Consider the following 18920-nt stretch of genomic DNA (forward strand, 5'->3'; position numbering starts at 1 on the left):
CCCACCCGCACGTTCACCCACCCGCACGTTCACCCACCCGCACGCGCCCCGGCAAGTGGACTTCCCGAGTGACTGCATCGATGATTGACCTATGACAAAGAAGTCCACAACCTGGCTGGCCATCGCAATCGTCCTCGTGCTGCTGGCCGGTGCCGGCGCCTTCGCCTTCTTCACATTGCCGCTCAAGGCAGAGACGGCAGCCGAAGACGCCACCGCCGACCTCAACAGCGGGACCATCGATTCGAGTATCTGGTCGGATGAGAAGACGGCGAAGAAGCTGCACGAACTGGTCCTCGGAACTGTCGCTCAGAGCATGAAGAAGCGCTCGGTCGAGCTCACCGGCACCGAGCAGCGTGGTGACGATGTGGTCGCGAAACTGAAGTGGACATGGACGAACCAGGATGGAGAGCCCTGGGAATACGCCTCCGAGCTTCCTCTGCGCAAAAGGGGGCTGCTCTGGTCGGCCGAGCTCACCCCCACGGTGCTTCACCCGGACCTCGACGACGGCCGAGTCCTCGTCTCGCAGAAGACTCCCGGCGCACGCGGCGCGATCCTCGGTGAGGACGGCGAAGAGCTGATGGCCGAGGGGCCCGTCGTCGATATCGGCATCCACCCGGCCAAACTCGACGAAGCCGGGGGCGTCAACAGCAACGGCGGTCAGGACACGCTCACCACGCTTCAGGACGAACTCGACATCGATGTCAAGGCGCTCAAGGAGCGCATCGACAAGGCCGAACCTGAGCAGTTCGTTCCCGTCATCACCTTGCGCGAGAGCGATTACAGACAGGTCAAGGACACGATTCACTCCCTTCCCGGCACCGTCTTCAACTCGCACACCCAGCCGCTGAGCAGGAAGAAGGGCTTCGCGGGTCCGACGCTGGGAACGGCCGGAGCCGCCAGCGCCGAGGAGGTCGAGGCCTCGGATGGAAGGCTCACCGGCGAGTCCGTCGTGGGCAAAAGCGGACTGCAGAAGGCCTTCGACGAAGACCTGAGCGGGCCAGGCGGCGAAGCGATCTACATCTCCGACGCCGACGACGAGAAGGACGGCGGCGACGAAGGCACCAGCGAGGGCAGCGATGCCGACGTGGGCAAGGCCGCCGAGCCTGTGCTGGTCCACGAATTCCCTTACCATGACGGCGAGGACATCACCACGACACTCAATGTCGGCGTGCAGGAGGCGGCAGACAAAGCGGCCGCGACGGGCAAGAAGCCCACGGCTCTCGTTGCGATCCGGCCCAGCGACGGTCACATCATCGCTGTGGCCAACCAGGATCCCGAAGGTGCCGCCTGGGACCGGGCACTGACTGGGCAGTACGCGCCTGGCTCGGTGTTCAAGGTCGCCTCGGGCCTCGCCCTCCTGGAGTCAGGAGTCGATGCGAAGACGACCCTCGACTGTCCGAAGACCACGACGGTTGATGGAAAGAGCTTCAAGAACGCCGAAGACCATGTCCTGGGCGAGGTGGCCTTCGAAGATGACTTCGCCGAATCCTGCAACACCGCATTCGTCGATGCCGCGGAGAAGGTCTCAGCCTCGGATGTGGCGAATGCGGCGTCGAGCCTGGGCATGGACGACATCGATCTCGGAATCGAGGCGAAGATGGCGACCGTTCCCAGCGAAGATGACGCGGTGACGCACGCGGCGCAGATGATCGGCCAGGGCAAGGTCAACTCCAGCCCTCTTGCAGTGGCGGTGATGGCCGCCTCCGTGGCCGCAGGAGACACGGTCGATCCGCTCCTCGTCGTCTCTGGTGAAAGCGAGGATGGCAGGGGCAGTGAGACCGAGAGCGGACAGGCGATCGACGCCGATGCCGCCACGACGATGCAGAAGCTCATGCGCCGCGCAGTGACCGACGGGACCGCCGATGCGCTGCAGGACGTCCCCGGCGAACCGGTCCACGGCAAGACCGGCACCGCCGAATACGGTGGCGAGACCCCTCCGCGCACCCACTCCTGGTTCGCTGGGTATCAGGGCGACGTGGCCGTGGCCGTCCTCGTCGAGGACGGCGGATTCGGCGCCGAGGCGGCTGTGCCGGTAGCGAAGCAGTTCTTCACAGAGCTCAACTGAGGAAGGCCCTCACCCTGCCCGCGAGGCGGAAGAATCTCACTTCATCCGCAGGGCACGCATGACCTCGAAGGCCGTCGTCAGCGTGCGAGCAAACCGGGACTGATCGATCGGGCCGAATGGGGCGATGGGAACCAGATTCTGCTCGGCGATGCTGTGCGTGTGCGTGAACTGGTAGAGACCCTCAACGCCATGCCGATGGCCCATTCCTGAAGCCTTGACGCCGCCGGCAGGGGAATCGATCGACCCCCAGGCGGCTACGTATGCCTCATTGACATTGACCATCCCGGATTCGAGCTGCCGAGCTGTTTCGATCCCGCGGGACTGGGAGTAGACGCTGGCATTGAGGCCGTATTCGGAAGCGTTGGCCCGTTCGATCGCCTCCGCGTCACTGGCGACCGGATACACGGCGACGACAGGCCCGAAGGTCTCCTCAGCATACAGCTCGGCGTCCTCGGTGACCTCGGTGAGTACGGTCGGCAGGTAGAAGTACGGGCCCAGCTCCGGGACCGGGTGGCCTCCTGCGATGATCCGAGCTCCGCTGGCTCGTGCCTGTTCGACGTGCTCGCTGACCCGGGCAAGCTGTTTCGGTCCAGCCAAAGACCCCATTCCGGGCCCATACGCGTAGTCGGCACTGAGCTCGAGGTTCCGGGTCGCCTCGGCGAAATGGGCACAGAACTCGGGGTAGAGATCCTCATGGACATAGATGCGCTCGATGGACAGGCACAGCTGTCCGGCCGAGGAGAAGCACCCGCGCACCGCTCCATCGACGGCCGAGGGAAGATCGGCATCGGAGAGGATGAGCATCGGGTTCTTTCCGCCCAGTTCGAGGGCTGTCGGAAGCAGACGTCGAGCAGCCTCGGCGGCAATGGAGCGTCCTGCAGCGGTCGAGCCGGTGAAGGAGATCCCATCGGCACCGGCCATCAGGGCAGGGCCCACCTCTTTGCTGGGTCCGGGAACCAGCTGCCAGGCCTCCGCGGGCAGGCCGCAGGCTATGGCCAGACGACGCATGATAATGGCCGTCAGGGTTGTCTGGCTGTCGGGTTTGTGCACCACCGCATTGCCGGCGGCCAGTGCCGCAAGCAGGTCGGTCGCGCCCAAAGTCAGCGGATAGTTCCAGGGGGTGATGAACCCGACGACGCCCAGGGGAGTGCGGGTGACCTCGGTGCGGGTGAGGACGGGAACGGCACCGCGGCGACGCTCCGGGCGCAGACGGGCGGGAGCGGTCACGCCGTAATGACGGCACACATTGTAGGTGTCGAGAATCTCGTCGTAGGCGTGGATGCGGGCCTTGCCGGTTTCGTATTGGATGATGTCGAGGAGGAGATCCTCGTGCCGACGCAATGCAGAATGCAGGCGCAGCAGCACCCGGGCGCGGTGCTCGGGGGACCTTGCGGCCCAGGCCTCACCGGCGATGCGCGCGGTGGCGTAGGCCCGTTCGATGTCAGCCGGCGTGTTGATGGAGAAGCGGGGGAGTTCGAGGCCGGTGAACGGGTCTGGGCTGACTATGGGATCGCCGCTGCCCGACGCCTCGGCGTAAGGATCGCTGTCGAGGAATTCGCGGAGCCGATCCGTGACATGGGTGATTCTGTCCGAGGGGGTGGTGCTGGTGGCGTCCGTGTACATCATGCCTCCGTGTCGTCAGCGAATGGGTGGAATGCGGCCTGTGGAACCACTAACTTACGCTACAGTATCTTCATGGTCTCACGTGAACTGCGTCACGCCCTGAGCGGGGTCGAGGCCCCCGTCGCCGTGATCGATCTGGAGGCGTTCGACGCGAATGTCACCGCCTTGGCCCAACGCGCTCAGGGCCTGCCGATCCGCGTCGCCACGAAGTCACTGCGCACTCCCGCTGCGATCGACCGTGCGCTCGCCCATCAGGGCTACTCGGGTGTCTTGGCCTATTCCCTGCCGGAGGCGCTGGTCCTGCATGCCCGCGGAGTCCGTGACATCCTCGTCGGCTATCCCACAGTGGACCGGCGCAGCCTCACACAGATGTTCGCCGAGGCGGGGGCCACGCAGAACATCACCCTGATGATCGACTGCCCCACCCACCTCGACATCATCGACAGTGCCCGTGCGGCTGCGGCTGCTGGCGACGACGTGGCTGCAGGTGCCAAGGCTGCGGCAGCGGGCGACGCTGAGGTGGCCGGCGACGCTGAGGTGGCCGGCAGCAGCGCGGCCAGCAGCGACGTGGCGGCCGAAAGTGCAGCACAGACAGTGCGCGTGTGCCTCGATATCGATGCGGCCTACCGCCTCGGCGAGGGGGTGCTCGGCAGTCGGATCCACATCGGGGCCAGGCGCTCGCCGATCCGAGATTCGGCCTCTGCCGTCGATCTTGCCGAACATGTCATCGCTCGACCCGGCGCCGACCTCGTCGGGCTGATGTCCTATGAAGGGCAGATCGCCGGGACCGCTGACGCCGGGGCAACGGCCAGACAGGTGATGGTGCGCGCCATGCAGAAGCGCTCGATCGCAGAGCTGAGGGTGAGGCGCTCAGGCGTCATCGACGCAGTGCGTGAACTGACCGAGCTCGAATTCGTCAATGGCGGCGGCACCGGGTCCTTCGAATCCAGTGCGGCCGAAGGCACGCTGACGGAACTGGCCGCTGGTTCAGGGCTCTTCTCCCCGGGACTCTTCGACGGCTACACCCACTTCCACCACGAGCCGGCCGCGTACTTCGCCACCCCCGTTGTGCGCCGGCCAGGACCCGGCTGGGTCACGGTGTTCAAGGGTGGTTTCATCGCCTCCGGCGTGCCAGGGGAGGACCGTGTTCCGACGATCGCCTGGCCGCAGGGACTTGACTATGCGGGCCTCGAGGGCGCGGGCGAAGTCCAGACCCCGCTCACCGGTCCCGGCACCGAGGACCTTCGCATCGGCGACCTGGTCTGGTTCCGGCATGCGAAGGCCGGTGAGCTCGCCGAGCACTTCAACGAATTCCTCGTCGTCTCCGGTTCGCAGGTCATCGACACCTGGTCGACCTACCGCGGACAGGGGTGGGCGCTGTGAGCGGGCGCGTGATGAGTGCTCGAAGGCTGTTCCGGAACTGGTCCGGCCACGTCCACGCTTATCCGCACACCTTCGTGCGCCCCACCTCGGTGGGGGCGCTGGCCGAGGTCCTGACATCCGCGGCCGCCGCCGGTCACCGTATCCGACCCGTCGGTGCCGGGCACTCATTCACCCCCGTCGCCGCAGGTGACGACGTCATGATCAACCTCGACCATCTCAGCGGAATCGTCACCGTCGACGAGGCGAGCCGGCGGGTCCGCTTCCACGCCGGCACCCGGCTGCGCGATATCCCGGCCCTGCTCGCACCGTTCGGACTTGCCCTGGCCAACCAGGGCGACGTCAACCCGCAGGCGCTCGCCGGAGCGATCTCGACGAGCACCCACGGGACCGGGCTCGGTTTCACCGGCTTCGCCGGAACCGTCACCGGTCTCTCGCTGATGGGTCCCGACGGTGCCGTCCGCAACCTGTCCGCAACGAGTGAGCCGGAGATCTTCGACCTGGCCCGCGTCGGGCTCGGCGTGCTGGGCATCGTCACGGAGATCGAGCTGCAGTGCGTGCCGGCCTTTGACCTCATCGCCGAGGAGCTCGTGACGGATGTCGACGAACTGCTGGCCGACCTTGAGTCGCGGATGCGTGCGGCCGACCATTTCGAGTTCTACTGGTTCCCGCACACCGACACCGCTCTGACCAAGACGAACACCAGAGTCGGTCTGGGTGAGATCGGCCCGGGCCACCTCGCCGAGGCAGGGGTGCGCAACCGGATACTCAACCTCCTCGACAAGGAGGTTGTGGAGAACGGTGCCCTGCGTCTTGCCGTCGAGCTCGGCGCCGCAGTGCCCAAACTGGTGCCGCACATCAATCGGCTCGCCCAATCCGCTGTCTCGGACAGGACGTACCGGGCACCGGGATACGACGTCTTCGTGACACCTCGGCGGGTGCGGTTCAATGAGATGGAGTACGCGGTCCCCTTCGCATCCGGCGCCGAGGTGATCCGGGAGATCCGAGCCGCCATCGAGTCGAGAGGGTGGACGATCTCATTCCCGATCGAGGTCCGATCGGCGGCGGCCGATGACGTTCCGCTGTCGACGGCCTACGGGCGAGAGACGATGTACATCGCCGTGCACCGGTTCGTGAAGGAAGACTTCGCCGAGTACTTCCGTGTTGTCGAAGGGATCTGCAGGAGTCATGGAGGCCGCCCGCACTGGGGCAAAATCCACAGTCTGGGCGCCGGCGATCTGCGTCAGCTCTATCCACGTTTCGAGGACTTTTGTGAGCTGCGGAGTCGGCTGGATCCGCAGGCGATGTTCGGAAACCGATTCACCGACTCCCTGTTCGGGCCGGTCTCGCGCGCGAGCTGAGAATTTCCGTTTCACCTGACTACAGGCGCTCACCAGCAGTAAGGTAGCAGGAAAGTCTCGATGGCTTGCCCTATCCGGAGTCATTGGGAGAGTGCCGCAGCATTCCCTAAGAAATGGAATCCTCGATGTCAGATTTCGAATCGCAGGCCCAGTCGGACCCCGCAGCCTCCAACAGTCCGGAGAAGGATAAAGGGCGTCGTCGATCGATGATGGTTGCGGCCTTCGGCACCATCGTCGAGTGGTACGACTTCTCGATCTTCTTCTACGTCGCGACCATCCTGACCAAAGAGTTCTTCGGCGATCGGCCTGACTCGCTGCTGCTCACCCTTGGCGTCGGAGCCGCCGGGTTCCTGTTCCGGCCGCTCGGCGCCATGGTCTTCGGTCATCTCGGTGACAGAGTCGGCCGTAAGTCCGCACTGGTTGTCTCCGCTGTGCTCATGGCCGTCGCGATGCTCGGGATCGCCGTCATGCCAGGGTACGACACGATCGGCATCTGGGCAGGCGTCGGCATGGTGTTCTTCCGCTGCCTGTCCGGATTCTCCGTCGGTGCCGAATACACCGGCATTATGGTCTTCCTGATGGAGTCGGCCGGCAGCAAGCGCCGCGGGCTCGCAGCCAGCTGGGCGGCGGCCAACAGTGAGGTCGGGGCTCTGCTCGCGGTTGGGTCGGGAGCACTGCTGGCAAGCACCCTTTCGGCCGAGGCGATGAGCTCCTGGGGTTGGCGAGTCCTGTTCATCCTCGGTGCGCTGCTCGCTGCACTGATGATCCCGCTGCGTCGGATGATGGAGGAGACCGACACCTTCAAACGGCTGCAGGCGGCGGAGAAGGCGAAGCAGCTGCAGGCGAAGCAGCTGCAGACTAAGGGTGACGATCCCGTCGTCTCGCGTGGTCGCTCCCCGCTGCTCATCGCCCTCATCCAGCAGCCCCGTGCAATCCTCGTCGCGTTCCTCATCTCCTCGATCGGTTCGGTCAGCTACTTCCTCAACATCACCTACGTGCCGACCTATATCGAGGAGGTCTCGCAGGTGGAGAACTCCGGGTCCCTGGCACTGGGCACGATCGCCGCCGTCGTCGCGATCGTCATCACCCCGTTCTTCGGCATCGCCTCGGACCGGTTCGGGCGGAAGAGGACTTTGGCCGTGCTGATGACCGTCTTCATTCTCACCACCATCCCGGCGTACGCGCTGCTGGCCGACGGGAACTCCGGGGTCGCGATCTTCGGCGTGGCATTCCTTGCCGTGCCAGCAGCCGGCTGGAGCGCGGTGGCGGCTGCCATGGTCCCCGAGCAGTTCACCGGCACCAGCCGCTTCTCGGGAATGGCCATCGGCTACAACGTAGCTACGGTCCTCTTCGGCGGACTCTCGCCGCTGATTGCGACCGCACTGATGTCCTCCACCGGTCTGACGCTGGCTCCGGCGATCTATGCAACCGTCATCGTCGTGGTGGCAGGCGTTCCGACGCTGTTCCTGGCGCGCAACATGGCGGGCAGGCCTTTGGCGGAGGTCGACCGCGACAGAGACCTCGTCCCGGTGTGAGGTCAGTTCTGGGGGAGTCGCGCCAGCAGCCAGGAGATGATCTCGGGCCAGGCTCTTTCGGCGACCGAGCGTCTCAGCAGGCCGTGATGACCGATTCGGGAGACCTCGAGTTCCTGCGGTGTGAAGGTACGTCGTTCCACCTCGGCGAGGCGGGCATGGTCGAGGAGTGCGTCGACCTGTGCCGGTGATGCCCAGTTGTCGTCGCTGGTCCCGATTGCGAGCACCGGGGTGCGCAGGCGGGCCATCCGAGTGGAGGCTCCCAGGGTCGGATCGTCGAAGAAGTATTCGGACATGCGCACCCACCGGCCCCATTCGAGCATTGCTGCGGTGGGGATGTCTTCGCCGAGGCCGAGACGTCTGCCGGGTGCGTAGCCGACGAGAGGACTGATCAGGGGGCCGAGTACCCGGAGGATGAGACCGACCCTCAGCCGTTCGGCCAGTGGGTTGATATCGCGCAGTGCCGCTCGTGAGGTGCCCACGGTGACGATTCCGTGCAGGTCTTCGGCGGCGTTTCCCAGCAGCAGGGCATGACCGCCGAGGCTGTGCCCGAGAGCGACCTTCGGCAGTTCAGGGAATTCGCTCGCGGCCCAGGCGGAGACGGCATTCGCGTCCTGCAGCATCCAATCGCGCATCCGCAGCCGGGTGTGCTCCCGTGCCGGACCAGAGGCCGCAACGCCTCGCACATCGTAGGTGAGCACGGCCAGACCGCGTGTGACCGCATAGTCGGCGAAATTCGTGTAGAAGCGGGCCGGCGTCGCCGTGGCGGAATGGATCGTGAGGAGCCCGACCGGGGGTTCCTGAGGCATCAGCAGCGTGCCGACGATGTGACTCTGCCGGTCGGATTCGCTTCCGTCGGGACCTCTGTCACCGGCGGCATCGGTGTGCGGGCCGCGCGTGACCGGGATACGCACGGAACTCATCATTGTGCTCGTCATGAGCACAAGGTTAGTGAAGATCGACCTTATTATCTACCGTTCGGTAACAGTGAGTTCCGTGCACCGTTATCAACCCTGTGTGCGGGCCTTCCAGTCGGCGACCTCTGATTCGGCCAGCTGCGCGGCGACACCGACGTAGGTGGCTGGAGTCAGCGCGGTCAGCAGTTCGGTCTCTGCCTCGGGCAGTCCGAGACCCGCGACGAAGGACTGCAGATCGGCCTGATCGATGCGCTTGCCCCGGGTGAGCTCCTTGAGCTTCTCGTAGGGGCTGTCCATTCCAGGTACGCCCTGCAGCCCGGCGGCGCGCATGACCGACTGGATTGCCTCTCCGAGGACCTCCCAGTTGGAATCGAGGTCGGCGGCCAGGGCCTCTTCGTTGATCGCGAGCCGTTCGAGGCCTTTGACCAGGTTGTTCAGCGCCAGCACCGAGTGTCCGTAGGCCACGCCGATGTTGCGCTGCGAGGTCGAGTCCGTGAGGTCTCGCTGCATCCGCGAGGTCACCAGGGTCGACGCGAGCGAGTCGAGCAGCGCGCAGGAGAGCTCGAGGTTCGCTTCGGCGTTCTCAAAGCGGATCGGGTTGACCTTGTGCGGCATCGTCGAGGATCCGGTGGAGCCGGCGACGGGGATCTGCTTGAAGTAATTCATCGAGATGTAGGTCCACATGTCCGTCGCCAGGTTATGGGCGATTCGGTTGAACCGTGCGATATCGGCGAAGAGCTCCGCATCCCAGTCGTGGGATTCGATCTGTGTGGTCAGCGGGTTGAACGTCAGTCCCAGGCTGCCTTCGACGAAGGTCTTGGCCAGCTTCGGCCAATCCGCGCCGGGCACGGCGGCCAGGTGGGCCGAGTAGGTGCCGGTTGCGCCGTTGATCTTGCCGAGGAACTCGTTCGCTTCGATCCGCTCGTACTGGCGGCGCAGGCGGTGGATGAACACCGCGAGCTCCTTGCCCATCGTCGTCGGCGTCGCCGGCTGGCCGTGGGTGTGGGAGAGCATCGGGACCTCGGCCAGCGCCGAGGCGGTATCTGCCAATGAGTCGATGAGCGCCTTCGCGCGGGGCAGCCACACATCGACGGTGGCGCCCTTGATGCCGAGAGCCCAAGACAGGTTGTTGATGTCCTCCGAGGTGCAGCAGAAGTGGACGAGCTCGCTGAGGTCCTCGGCGCCGAGGTCGACTAGCGCTTCTTTGATTGTGTACTCGACGGCCTTGACGTCGTGAACCGTGACGGCCTCATGGGCGGCGAGGGTGGCGATCGTCTCGGCATCGAAATTCTGTGCGAAGGCACGCAACCCGGTGACCTCATCGTCGGTGAGGCGACGCACCCCCTCGATCACGGAGTTCTGCGCGAGGTGGATGAACCACTCGACCTCGACGGTGATCCGGTTGCGGTTCAGGGCCGCCTCGGAGAGGTGATCGACGAGGTCAGCGGTGTCTTTGCGGTAACGGCCATCGAGTGGTCCGAGAGCAATGGCGGGCGAGATGTCAGCAAGCGAAACGGTCGGCATGGCCCCATTTTCTCATGAGCCGGGCAGGGACGCGGAACCGACCACCAGGCGGTCGTGCGCAGGTCCGAGATCCGCAGTGCGACTCGTGCTCCTGTCACTGTGGATTCGCGCGTGACTTCGACGCCGGAACCCTGTGGAGCGCCGACCGGTTTCCACAGGACGAACTGAGGCGCTTCCGGTGGAAGATGCCGATTCGTACGGTGAAAGCCGACACCAATTGGGAGGGGAGGACGGGCAGTGATCACCGATGAGCTGGCACTCAACAGGGACGGGTGGAGGCGGCGAGCAGACGAGCTGCGCAGTCTGGCGCAGACCTGTCGGCAGGTAGAAGGGTGGGACTCCCCGGCAGGGCGGATGCTCGCTGATCGTCTGCTGACATGTTCGGACTCGATCAGCACTCTCGCAGAGAGGGCCGACAAGCTCGCCGAAGCCTACGACCTGCATCTGCAGGTCGTCTCAGTGGGAGGTCGGATCCAGATATGAGAGGCGGGGCGAAGGCAGCGGCACGGGTGGGCAGGTCTGCTGCCGGGTCGAGCAGGTCGAGCAGGTCGGCCGCGGGGTCGGGCAGCACGTGGTGTGCTGTCGACATCGCACGGATCATCGGGCTTCCCGAGCGACTGAGAACTCTCTGGCCCCATGAGCTGATGCCACGTACGGAATCCGAAACCACCTCGGCGGGGGTGAGGGCAACGGGCGTGATTCCGGTTGACGGAAGGGGAATCACGGAAACGGTGATGCTGGGGGAATCCGCAGGCAGGGACTCAAAGCGTGGGCCCGATGTGCTCACTGCCTGGCTGACCGGGTTCACGGCCGAGCTCAATCTCACCCGTTCCCGAATGACCATCGTCATCAGCTCCGGGGATGAGACTGCCCATCTAGAGGTGTCTTTGTGTGATGACATCTGCCTGGCCATTCTGGTGCTGCATGGCCAGGGATTCGAGGAGTTCGAAGGCTTCGAACTCCTCAGACGCCTTGAGCCTTCCGAACTCGGTCGGGTCACCGAGGAGCTGTGCTCTCTGGTTGAGAAGGACTGCGTGCTCACCCTGACTTATCTGAGCGAGGCCAAAGTCGCCGGCATGGAGGTCCTGCACCGGGTTGACGGTACCTGGGCCCGACCGACGCTCGAGCGCGATGGTGACACGATCACCGTGGGGGCCGAGAACAGCCTCGAAGCCAATGCTGTGCGAGTCCTGCTTGCGGCGATTCTGACTCGGCTCCAGACGACGACCGGCCACCGGCCGTGATCGCGACCCGAACGGCTGGCGGCTCGCAGCTGAAGATCGATGACCGGGCAGATTCCAGCGGAGACGATCTGCAGCGCATCTGCGGCACCATCGGTGATCTGACCGCGGAAGGATCACTGGTCGACTTCGACCTTGCCACGCTCCTGACGCAGGTTCCCGCTCCGCTCACGGCGCTCAATCTCGACGCCGCTCGGATCGTCTACCTTCACCAGTCGGCGCGCGTGCTCATCGAACTCGAAGCCACCGTCCTCGCCGTCAGAGCCGCAGCCCTCGCCTACAGGCAGGCAGAGAAGGGCATCAGCGACACATTCGGTGGGCTCCTTGACTACTTCGGATACGTCACCGGTCGCGTCATCGCGATCACTCTGCCCGTATCCATCCCTATCGGCATCGCGATCGGGGCACCGATCTACCTGGGAGTGAAATTACTCGACGCAACAGGCCTCGACGATGTCGTGGCCAAACATTTCGGCATCGACCTGGCGCAGACGAAGGCGGCGGCCAAGGAAGCCTTCGTGGCCCTTGTGTTCGAGAACTCCGATGTCTCCGGGGCCATCATCGAACACGTGCTGCCTGGAATCGTCGTCGGCTTCATGGGGTTGCCGCCGATGGTGCTGGCCGTCGAGGGGGACCACGCGCTGTGGCCACATGACTCGTCGTCGATGACGGCATGGATCCTGGGAGGTGCGAACATGTTCGGACTGCTCCTGCCCTCGGACGTGGAGGTGTGGAGGGCCAAGGGAATCACCCCGGCCGATGACAAACCGCCGCGCGACCTCGAGGACCTCTACGGCCGAGAGGCAGACCGCCACCGCGGCGTCGACTCCGGGCAGGTGCGGATCGAAGAGATCGTCTCGCCCGACGGCACTACCCGCTATATCGTCTACGTTCCCGCAACGACCGACTGGTCGCCCGAGCCCGGGCAGAACACCACCGATCTCACGACGAACGTGCAGGCGATGGCCGGCAATGACACCGTCATGGCGGAGATGGTCCGCCAGGCCATTGCCGATGCGAATATCGGCTCTGATGCCGAGGTCATGCTGGTGGGGTATTCGCAGGGTGGAATCACTGCCGGTTCCCTGGCCGCCGACCCGGCGTTCTTGGCCGATGTGAACGTCACCGCGCTGGTGACCGTGGGCGCACCGATTTCAGACTTCCCGGTTGACGAGGGCATCGACGTTCTCTCGATCGAGCACGAACAGGATCTGGTCCCCGACCTCGACGGCAACGAGAATCCAGCCGAAGACCATTGGTCGACGATCACCGTCAACTACGATCCCGAGCAGCTGCGCCAGGCTCCGAACCTGAAGGGCAAGACCGATGCCGAACTCGACGAACTGTTCTCCTCCGCCGGGGCAGCACATTCTTCGGCCGCCTACACCGCCTCAATCGGGCTGATGCTCGCAGGCGGCCATGCCGGTCTCAACCGATTCACCGCGACGAACTCAGGATTCTTCACCGGGGATCTCAAGCAGACAAGGGACTACCAGGGGAGACGCAGATGAACACGCCGCTGGCTAGGATCGGGCCGGCGGCGACGAAGAGCGGGCACAGGACCCGGAGCCACACCTCGGCGAAACCGGAGTCCCACCTCGGCGCGGTAAGGCTCTGAAGTGCTCGGACGTGCGTTTGTCGGACGTTGGAGCAACTCTGCGACCATCGACAATTCGACATGGAAGCCTTTGGACGTGAACCACACGCCCGAAATTCACATCCTAGGCTGAACCCGACCATAACAATTGGCGCTCGACGCACGTTGCCGATGTGGCATGCGGTCGGTGGATTCGGTATCGTGGTATCACCTGTGAATCACATCACTCGAGGGCGAGAACTCACACCAGAGGTCCCGTCCTCAGGACACCGTCCGCCACTGGTCACCTCCGGTGCGCTTGGACCTTGAACAAAGGAGAACTGGAATGACCTCCAACATTTCAGTGGGAACCGGGACTGCCCACAGTCAGTCGTCGGAACCTCGGATGATCCAGATGCTCACCGAAGACGGCAATCGCGTCGAATCCGGTGAATATGACGCCTTCGCGGCAGAACTCACCGATGAGGATCTGCGCGGCTTCTACCGGGATATGGTCCTGGTGCGTCGCATCGATGCTGAGGGTGCGGCCCTGCAGCGCCAAGGACAGCTCGGCCTCTGGGCGCCGATGTTCGGTCAGGAAGCAGCCCAGATCGGAATGGGACGGGCGGCTCGCCCCCAAGACTTCGTCTTCCCCACCTATCGCGAACACGGCCTCGCCTACACTCGCGGTGTCGAACCCGAAACTCTCCTCGGCATGTTCCGCGGCCAGGATCACGGCGGCTGGGACCCTCAGGAACACCGCTTCCACACGTACACGATCGTCATCGGTTCGCAGACACTGCACGCCACCGGCTACGCCATGGGCGTGTCCATGGACGGCGATGTCGGCACCGGTGACCTGGAACGCGACACTGTCGCCATCGCCTGCTTCGGCGACGGAGCCACCTCGCAGGGCGACGTCTCAGAGGCGCTGACCTTCGCTGGAGCCTTCCACGCACCAGTGCTGTTCTTCTGCCAGAACAACCAGTGGGCAATCTCCGAACCCACCCACGTCCAGTCCGCGGCACCACTGTGCAAGCGCGGAGAGGGATTCGGCGTTCCCGGCCTGCGTGTCGACGGCAACGACATCATCGCGATGTACGCGGTGGCCCGGGCCAGCCTGGACTCAGTTCGCGCCGGCAATGGCCCGATGCTCATCGAAGCCTTCACCTACCGTCGCGGTGCCCACACCACGGCCGATGACCCGACGAAGTACCGCGATCGGGCAGAGGAAGAGATCTGGGAGGATCGCGACCCGCTCAAACGGCTCAAGGCCTACCTCGACAACCACACGGAGACCGCGGACGAATTCTTCGCCGAGGTGGACGCCGAGGCCGATACTCTCGCCGCGCGCATCCGCCACAACTGCATGACAATGGAAGATCCCGATCCCGTCGAGATGTTCGCCCATGTCACTTCCGAACCTCACCCCCTCGTCGATGAGGAACGTGCGGAATTCCTCGCATACCAGGCCTCATTCGCCGATGCAGGTGAGGCCTGATGGAGAAACTTCCCCTGTCAAAGGCCATCACGGCCGGAATGCGCAAAGCCATGGAGGACGACCCGAAGGTCGTCCTCATCGGTGAGGACATCGGAAAGCTCGGCGGAGTCTTCCGCGTCACCGAGGGTCTGCAGAAGGACTTCGGTCCGCAGCGGGTCATCGATGCGCCGTTGGCCGAATCCGGAATCGTGGGAACCTCGATCGGCATGACGCTGCGCGGCTATCGCCCGGTCATCGAAATCCAGTTCGATGCATTCATCTTCCCGGCCTACGACCAGATCGTGACCCAGGTGGCTAAGCTCTACAACCGCACCCTGGGCAAAGAGAGGATGCCGATCGTCATCCGTGTGCCCTACGGCGGCGGCATCGGTTCACCCGAACACCACTCGGAGAGCCCGGAGACGGTCTTCGCCCACCACGCTGGACTGCGCCTGGTCTCACCGTCGAACGCCCACGACGCCTACTGGATGATGCAGGAAGCGATCAAGAGCGACGACCCGGTGATGTTCTTCGAACCCAAGCGCCGCTACTGGCTGCGCGGAGACGTCGACACCGCTAACCGAGGCAGCCTGGGAATGCACGACGCCAGTGTCGTCTCCGAAGGCACCGATGTCACTCTGGTGGCCTACGGCCCGCTGATGCCCACGGCCAAGGACGTCGTCGCAGCCGCGGCCGACGAAGGTAAGAGCATCGAACTCATCGACCTGCGCAGCCTGAGCCCGATCGACTTTGCAACGATTGAGAAGTCCGTGCAGAAAACCGGTCGACTCGTCGTAGCGCATGAGGCGCCGAAGTTCCTGGGGCTCGGCTCCGAAATCGCTGCACGCCTGTCTGAGCGCTGCTTCTTCAACCTCGAGGCTCCGGTCATCCGAGTCGGTGGCTATCACACGCCGTACCCCGGCTCGCGGATGGAAGAGCACTATCTGCCTGACCTGGATCGCATCTTCGATGGTGTCGACCAGGCACTGGCCTACTGACTCAAGGAGAGTTGATATGTCTTTTGAATTTTCTCTTCCTGATGTCGGTGAGGGTCTGACAGAGGCCGACCTCGTGTCGTGGAAGGTCGCCGTCGGCGACACAGTCACCGTCAACCAGATCCTCGTCGAGATCGAGACGGCAAAGTCTCTGGTCGAACTGCCGAGCCCACAGGCCGGACCGGTCGAGGCTCTGCTGGTCGATGAGGGCCAGACCATCGAGGTCGGAACGCCGATTATCCGCTTCGGCGGCGGCGATCCTGCTGGCGCTTCCGCTTCCGCTTCCGCTTCCGCAGGAGCATCGTCGCCTGCAGCCGGAGATGCACAGGCCTCGAGTGAACGCGCAGGTGAAGCCGAAGGCGGCGCCACCCTGGTCGGCTACGGTGCCAAAGCAGCGTCGTCGAAACGCCGTCCCCGCAAGGGTGCAGGCGTTCCGGCGCAGACAAGCTCGGCCGCCGCACCAGAAGCTCAATCACCTGCGGCCCCGGCCCCTGCAGTGCCAGCGGCTCCTGCTGCTCCAGCTGCAGCGGCACCGGCTGAAACCAAGGCACCGGCAACCGCCTCGGCGCCGGCTGATACCACGGCACCAGCAACAGCCTCGGCGAACAAGCCACTGGCCAAGCCTCCCGTGCGCAAGCTCGCAAAGGATCTCGGCATCGACCTGGCTGCGGTCGTTGCGACCGGTTCCCGCGGTGAAGTGACCCGAGACGACGTCAAGGCCGCGGCCAGCGGCACCGGCCCGGCGGCCACCGCAGCGGCAGGCTCGAGCGTCGGGGCCGCAACCGCCTCGGCGGGGGCCGTCTCCGCTGACGAACTCGAAGAGCGGATCCCGTTCAAGGGCGTGGCGAAGATGATGGCCAAGGCCATGGTCGAATCCGCGTTCACGATGCCCCACGTCACCGAGTTCCTCGACGTGGACGTGACCGAGACGATGGCCTTCGTGCGTAAGCTCAAGTCCACGAAGTTCCTGGGCGAGGACGTCAAGGTGTCTCCCTTGCTGCTCGTGGCTAAGGCTGTGGCCTGGGCTGTTGCTCGCAACCCGCGGATCAACTCGTGCCTCGAGGGCGAAGAGATCGTCGTCAAGAAGTACGTCAACCTCGGCATCGCTGCAGCTACTCCGCGTGGTCTGATCGTGCCGAACATCAAAGGTGCACACGCGATGGGCCTGAGCGACCTGGCTCAGGGCATCCAGGATCTGACTGCGCTGGCTCGTTCGGGCAAGACGCCTCCGGCCGACCAGTCGGGTGGAACGATCACTATCACGAACGTCGGCGTCTTCGGCGTCGATGCGGGTACTCCGATCATCAACCCCGGCGAGGCCGCGATCCTGGCCTTCGGGCAGATCAGGAAGAAGCCATGGGTCGTCGGTGACGAGATCGTTCCGCGTGACATCACGACGCTGTCGGTGAGCGCTGACCATCGTGTCGTCGATGGCGAGATCATTTCGAAGTTCCTCGCCGACGTCGGTCGCGGACTCGAGGATCCGACGCTGCTGCTGGCCTGAGGCCGGTTCAGACTTCCCAAGCAGAGGTCACCGCCGCAGTCGCCCTGACTTCGAGACAACGACGGGGCTCCGAGACACCTGTGCGCACATAGGTGTCTCGGAGCTCCGTCGTTGTCTCGGTATTGCGCCCAAACTCCAGCGCTGCGCCCCGGCGCCGGCGCGTTGGCGATGACGCGGTGAGGGTGAACCGACCCTACTTGTCGAGGTAGGCGCTGTTGTCGGTGGGGCTTCCGTCCGTGACCAGACGTTTCGCGAGGCAGTGGTTGCGGTCCAAGCCCCAGGAGCGACACTGATCGAGTGCGGGTTCGGGATCGCTGTAGGCGGTGTCGATGACGGTTACCCAGTAGTTGTCGTCCTTGTAGGAATCCCAGTCGCCGCTGTGGATGAGGATCGCGCCCGGGTACTTGACGCGGTTGGCCTCGAACTCGTCGACGATGTCCTGTGCACTCCAGGTCTTACCGTCGGCCTCCAGGCCGACGTCTTTAGCACTGACCTGTGTGACCCACTGCCCCTCGAGGTCATCGGCCTTCGCGGTGCCCTCCTTCGTGTAGGTCGACAGCGCCTCCTGCGGGCTTGCTGTCGGCTGCACCAGGGTCTCGGAAGGGGAGGGAGAGGCGGACCCGGTCTCATCGCCGCCGAAGTCGACCGGCACCGTTCCCGTCGACGGTGCCAGCCAGCGCACTCCGAAGAAGGCCAGGAGCGCGAGAATCATGACGATGGCGATGATGACGACGGTGATCTTGGCCCCGTTGCCCTTCTTCGGGGCCGGTGCCGTCTGGAGCGGGATCTGCCCGGACGCCGGACCATCGTAGCCGTGTTCGGCGCGTGCCGAATGTGCGGGCTGCTCGCACTTGTGGCCGGGGTCTTCTGTCTGCCCGGGCGTACCGGTTTGACCCCGTTGTTCTGTCAGTGATGCACCGGGGGAGTTCTGAGATTGTTCCTGGAACGGGGAAGCGCCTGCGGGGGCGAAGACATTGCGCGTGCGACTTTTGGATACGGGTACGTCGCCAGTGTGCTTCTCGAGGTATTCGTAATAGGTCGAGTTGTCGAAGTCGGCAGCACTCTGGGTGGACTCGTGGCCCGGCGACGGGGTCGGACTGGCGCGATCCGGTTGGCCCTTCTGCCAGTCATCACTGGTCGCTGGACGGATTCGCGGCCTCGGTGGAACGTCGCTCATCGGTCCTCCTGAGTGCCAGATGTGGTGGCAATCATCTTCTTACCTTGGCACGTCATCGACACGTCTTCAACACGAGCCAGAGCAGGATGCGTTGTCTGCTGGATGGCGCGCGCGAACATGCGTGCGGGATGAGTGTCAGGCGGGAAGTGGCGTTGGGCCCGCGAATCCGGGCGCAGTGCGTTCCGAAGCCCTCAGCGGCAGCACGTCCGACGAGGTTCTGCGACAGTGTTTCAGTGAATTTGCTCTGAAGGCCTGTTTCTCTCTAAGATTGTTATCTGTTGTGTCATAGCAGTTCGATCATTGATGGATCTGCTCAGCCCAACATGGTGCTCACCCACCGCTGCACTCCAGCTTCGGCCAATCTCTCACAGGCTACGGCTTCAGCGCTGGTGAGACATCTCGCCCGAACGGGCAAACCTGTTTTGGCGTACACAATTTTCATTGCGAACGCCTCATGCCAGGCAGCAGCCTGGTCAGCGGTCGGACATCAGTCCGGCCGAGCAGCATTCGTGAAAATTTGTTGATGTCTTCCGACATCGGCGCAA

General features: G+C 64.4%; 14 protein-coding genes. 10 read left to right on the forward strand and 4 right to left on the reverse strand.

What is annotated here, in order from left to right:
• Window positions 1-91: 91 nt before the first annotated feature.
• Entirely contained in the window at window positions 92-2065 is a 1974-nt protein-coding gene (locus ACE03M_RS14325; protein WP_485934680.1) for a penicillin-binding transpeptidase domain-containing protein, read from the forward strand.
• 36 nt (window positions 2066-2101) lie between these two features.
• Here ACE03M_RS14325 and ACE03M_RS14330 read toward each other — a convergent pair whose 3' ends face one another.
• Window positions 2102-3691, reverse strand: coding sequence for a succinic semialdehyde dehydrogenase (locus tag ACE03M_RS14330; RefSeq protein WP_485934682.1), 1590 nt, complete (start codon window positions 3689-3691; stop codon window positions 2102-2104).
• Window positions 3692-3760: 69 nt separating this feature from the next.
• Between ACE03M_RS14330 and ACE03M_RS14335 the strand changes: the two genes are divergently transcribed.
• The 3 genes from ACE03M_RS14335 to ACE03M_RS14345 all read left to right on the forward strand — a co-directional run bounded on the left by ACE03M_RS14335 (window position 3761) and on the right by ACE03M_RS14345 (window position 7964).
• Window positions 3761-5071 (forward strand): amino acid deaminase/aldolase, encoded by a 1311-nt coding sequence (locus ACE03M_RS14335; protein WP_485934684.1) that lies wholly within the window; start codon window positions 3761-3763, stop codon window positions 5069-5071.
• An 11-nt stretch (window positions 5072-5082) separates the two neighbouring features.
• On the forward strand, window positions 5083-6429 hold the full coding sequence (locus ACE03M_RS14340; protein ID WP_485934686.1) for a D-arabinono-1,4-lactone oxidase: 1347 nt from the start codon (window positions 5083-5085) through the stop codon (window positions 6427-6429).
• 125 nt (window positions 6430-6554) lie between these two features.
• A complete protein-coding gene (locus ACE03M_RS14345) occupies window positions 6555-7964 on the forward strand; it encodes an MFS transporter (RefSeq protein WP_485934687.1) in 1410 nt (469 codons plus the stop codon).
• Window positions 7965-7966: 2 nt separating this feature from the next.
• Here the strand turns inward: ACE03M_RS14345 and ACE03M_RS14350 are convergent, their stop codons facing one another.
• Both ACE03M_RS14350 and purB read right to left on the reverse strand, forming a co-directional pair.
• The gene (locus tag ACE03M_RS14350; RefSeq protein WP_485934689.1) at window positions 7967-8899 is read right to left on the reverse strand and encodes an alpha/beta hydrolase family protein; all 933 of its coding nucleotides are present in this window, start codon (window positions 8897-8899) and stop codon (window positions 7967-7969) included.
• A 69-nt stretch (window positions 8900-8968) separates the two neighbouring features.
• Window positions 8969-10402: an adenylosuccinate lyase gene (gene purB / locus ACE03M_RS14355; protein ID WP_485934690.1), complete on the reverse strand. Its 1434-nt coding sequence runs from the start codon at window positions 10400-10402 to the stop codon at window positions 8969-8971.
• Between the two features lie 237 nt (window positions 10403-10639).
• Between purB and ACE03M_RS14360 the strand changes: the two genes are divergently transcribed.
• From ACE03M_RS14360 to ACE03M_RS14385, 6 genes are all read left to right on the forward strand, one after another.
• On the forward strand, window positions 10640-10885 hold the full coding sequence (locus tag ACE03M_RS14360; protein WP_143923862.1) for a hypothetical protein: 246 nt from the start codon (window positions 10640-10642) through the stop codon (window positions 10883-10885).
• A 161-nt stretch (window positions 10886-11046) separates the two neighbouring features.
• Window positions 11047-11646, forward strand: coding sequence for a hypothetical protein (locus ACE03M_RS14365; protein ID WP_485934692.1), 600 nt, complete (start codon window positions 11047-11049; stop codon window positions 11644-11646).
• Entirely contained in the window at window positions 11643-13154 is a 1512-nt protein-coding gene (locus tag ACE03M_RS14370) for a hypothetical protein (protein WP_485934694.1), read from the forward strand. The genes ACE03M_RS14365 and ACE03M_RS14370 overlap by 4 nt, the downstream gene beginning before the upstream one ends.
• A 411-nt stretch (window positions 13155-13565) precedes the next feature.
• Entirely contained in the window at window positions 13566-14720 is a 1155-nt protein-coding gene (gene pdhA, locus ACE03M_RS14375; protein WP_198395733.1) for a pyruvate dehydrogenase (acetyl-transferring) E1 component subunit alpha, read from the forward strand.
• The gene (locus ACE03M_RS14380) at window positions 14720-15697 is read left to right on the forward strand and encodes an alpha-ketoacid dehydrogenase subunit beta (protein ID WP_485934696.1); all 978 of its coding nucleotides are present in this window, start codon (window positions 14720-14722) and stop codon (window positions 15695-15697) included. The genes pdhA and ACE03M_RS14380 overlap by 1 nt, the downstream gene beginning before the upstream one ends.
• A gap of 16 nt (window positions 15698-15713) precedes the next feature.
• Window positions 15714-17198: a dihydrolipoamide acetyltransferase family protein gene (locus ACE03M_RS14385; RefSeq protein WP_485934698.1), complete on the forward strand. Its 1485-nt coding sequence runs from the start codon at window positions 15714-15716 to the stop codon at window positions 17196-17198.
• Between the two features lie 193 nt (window positions 17199-17391).
• Here the strand turns inward: ACE03M_RS14385 and ACE03M_RS14390 are convergent, their stop codons facing one another.
• Window positions 17392-18375 carry a protein kinase gene (locus ACE03M_RS14390; protein WP_485934700.1) on the reverse strand — a complete coding sequence of 328 codons (984 nt, stop codon included), beginning with the start codon at window positions 18373-18375 and terminating at the stop codon, window positions 17392-17394.
• Window positions 18376-18920: the final 545 nt, after the last annotated feature.

The sequence above is a fragment of the Brevibacterium sp. AGC70 genome, assembly GCF_057334195.1.

Bases quoted from the DNA above. Each gene is read 5' to 3' on its own strand.
- pdhA (WP_198395733.1), top strand. From the start codon at position 13,566: ATGACCTCCAACATTTCAGTGGGAACCGGGACTGCCCACAGTCAGTCG.
- ACE03M_RS14340 (WP_485934686.1), top strand. From the start codon at position 5,083: ATGAGTGCTCGAAGGCTGTTCCGGAACTGGTCCGGCCACGTCCACGCT.
- ACE03M_RS14350 (WP_485934689.1), bottom strand. From the start codon at position 8,899: ATGACGAGCACAATGATGAGTTCCGTGCGTATCCCGGTCACGCGCGGC.
- ACE03M_RS14380 (WP_485934696.1), top strand. From the start codon at position 14,720: ATGGAGAAACTTCCCCTGTCAAAGGCCATCACGGCCGGAATGCGCAAA.
- ACE03M_RS14325 (WP_485934680.1), top strand. From the start codon at position 92: ATGACAAAGAAGTCCACAACCTGGCTGGCCATCGCAATCGTCCTCGTG.
- ACE03M_RS14335 (WP_485934684.1), top strand. From the start codon at position 3,761: ATGGTCTCACGTGAACTGCGTCACGCCCTGAGCGGGGTCGAGGCCCCC.
- ACE03M_RS14345 (WP_485934687.1), top strand. From the start codon at position 6,555: ATGTCAGATTTCGAATCGCAGGCCCAGTCGGACCCCGCAGCCTCCAAC.
- ACE03M_RS14330 (WP_485934682.1), bottom strand. From the start codon at position 3,691: ATGATGTACACGGACGCCACCAGCACCACCCCCTCGGACAGAATCACC.
- ACE03M_RS14390 (WP_485934700.1), bottom strand. From the start codon at position 18,375: ATGAGCGACGTTCCACCGAGGCCGCGAATCCGTCCAGCGACCAGTGAT.
- ACE03M_RS14385 (WP_485934698.1), top strand. From the start codon at position 15,714: ATGTCTTTTGAATTTTCTCTTCCTGATGTCGGTGAGGGTCTGACAGAG.
- ACE03M_RS14365 (WP_485934692.1), top strand. From the start codon at position 11,047: ATGCCACGTACGGAATCCGAAACCACCTCGGCGGGGGTGAGGGCAACG.
- purB (WP_485934690.1), bottom strand. From the start codon at position 10,402: ATGCCGACCGTTTCGCTTGCTGACATCTCGCCCGCCATTGCTCTCGGA.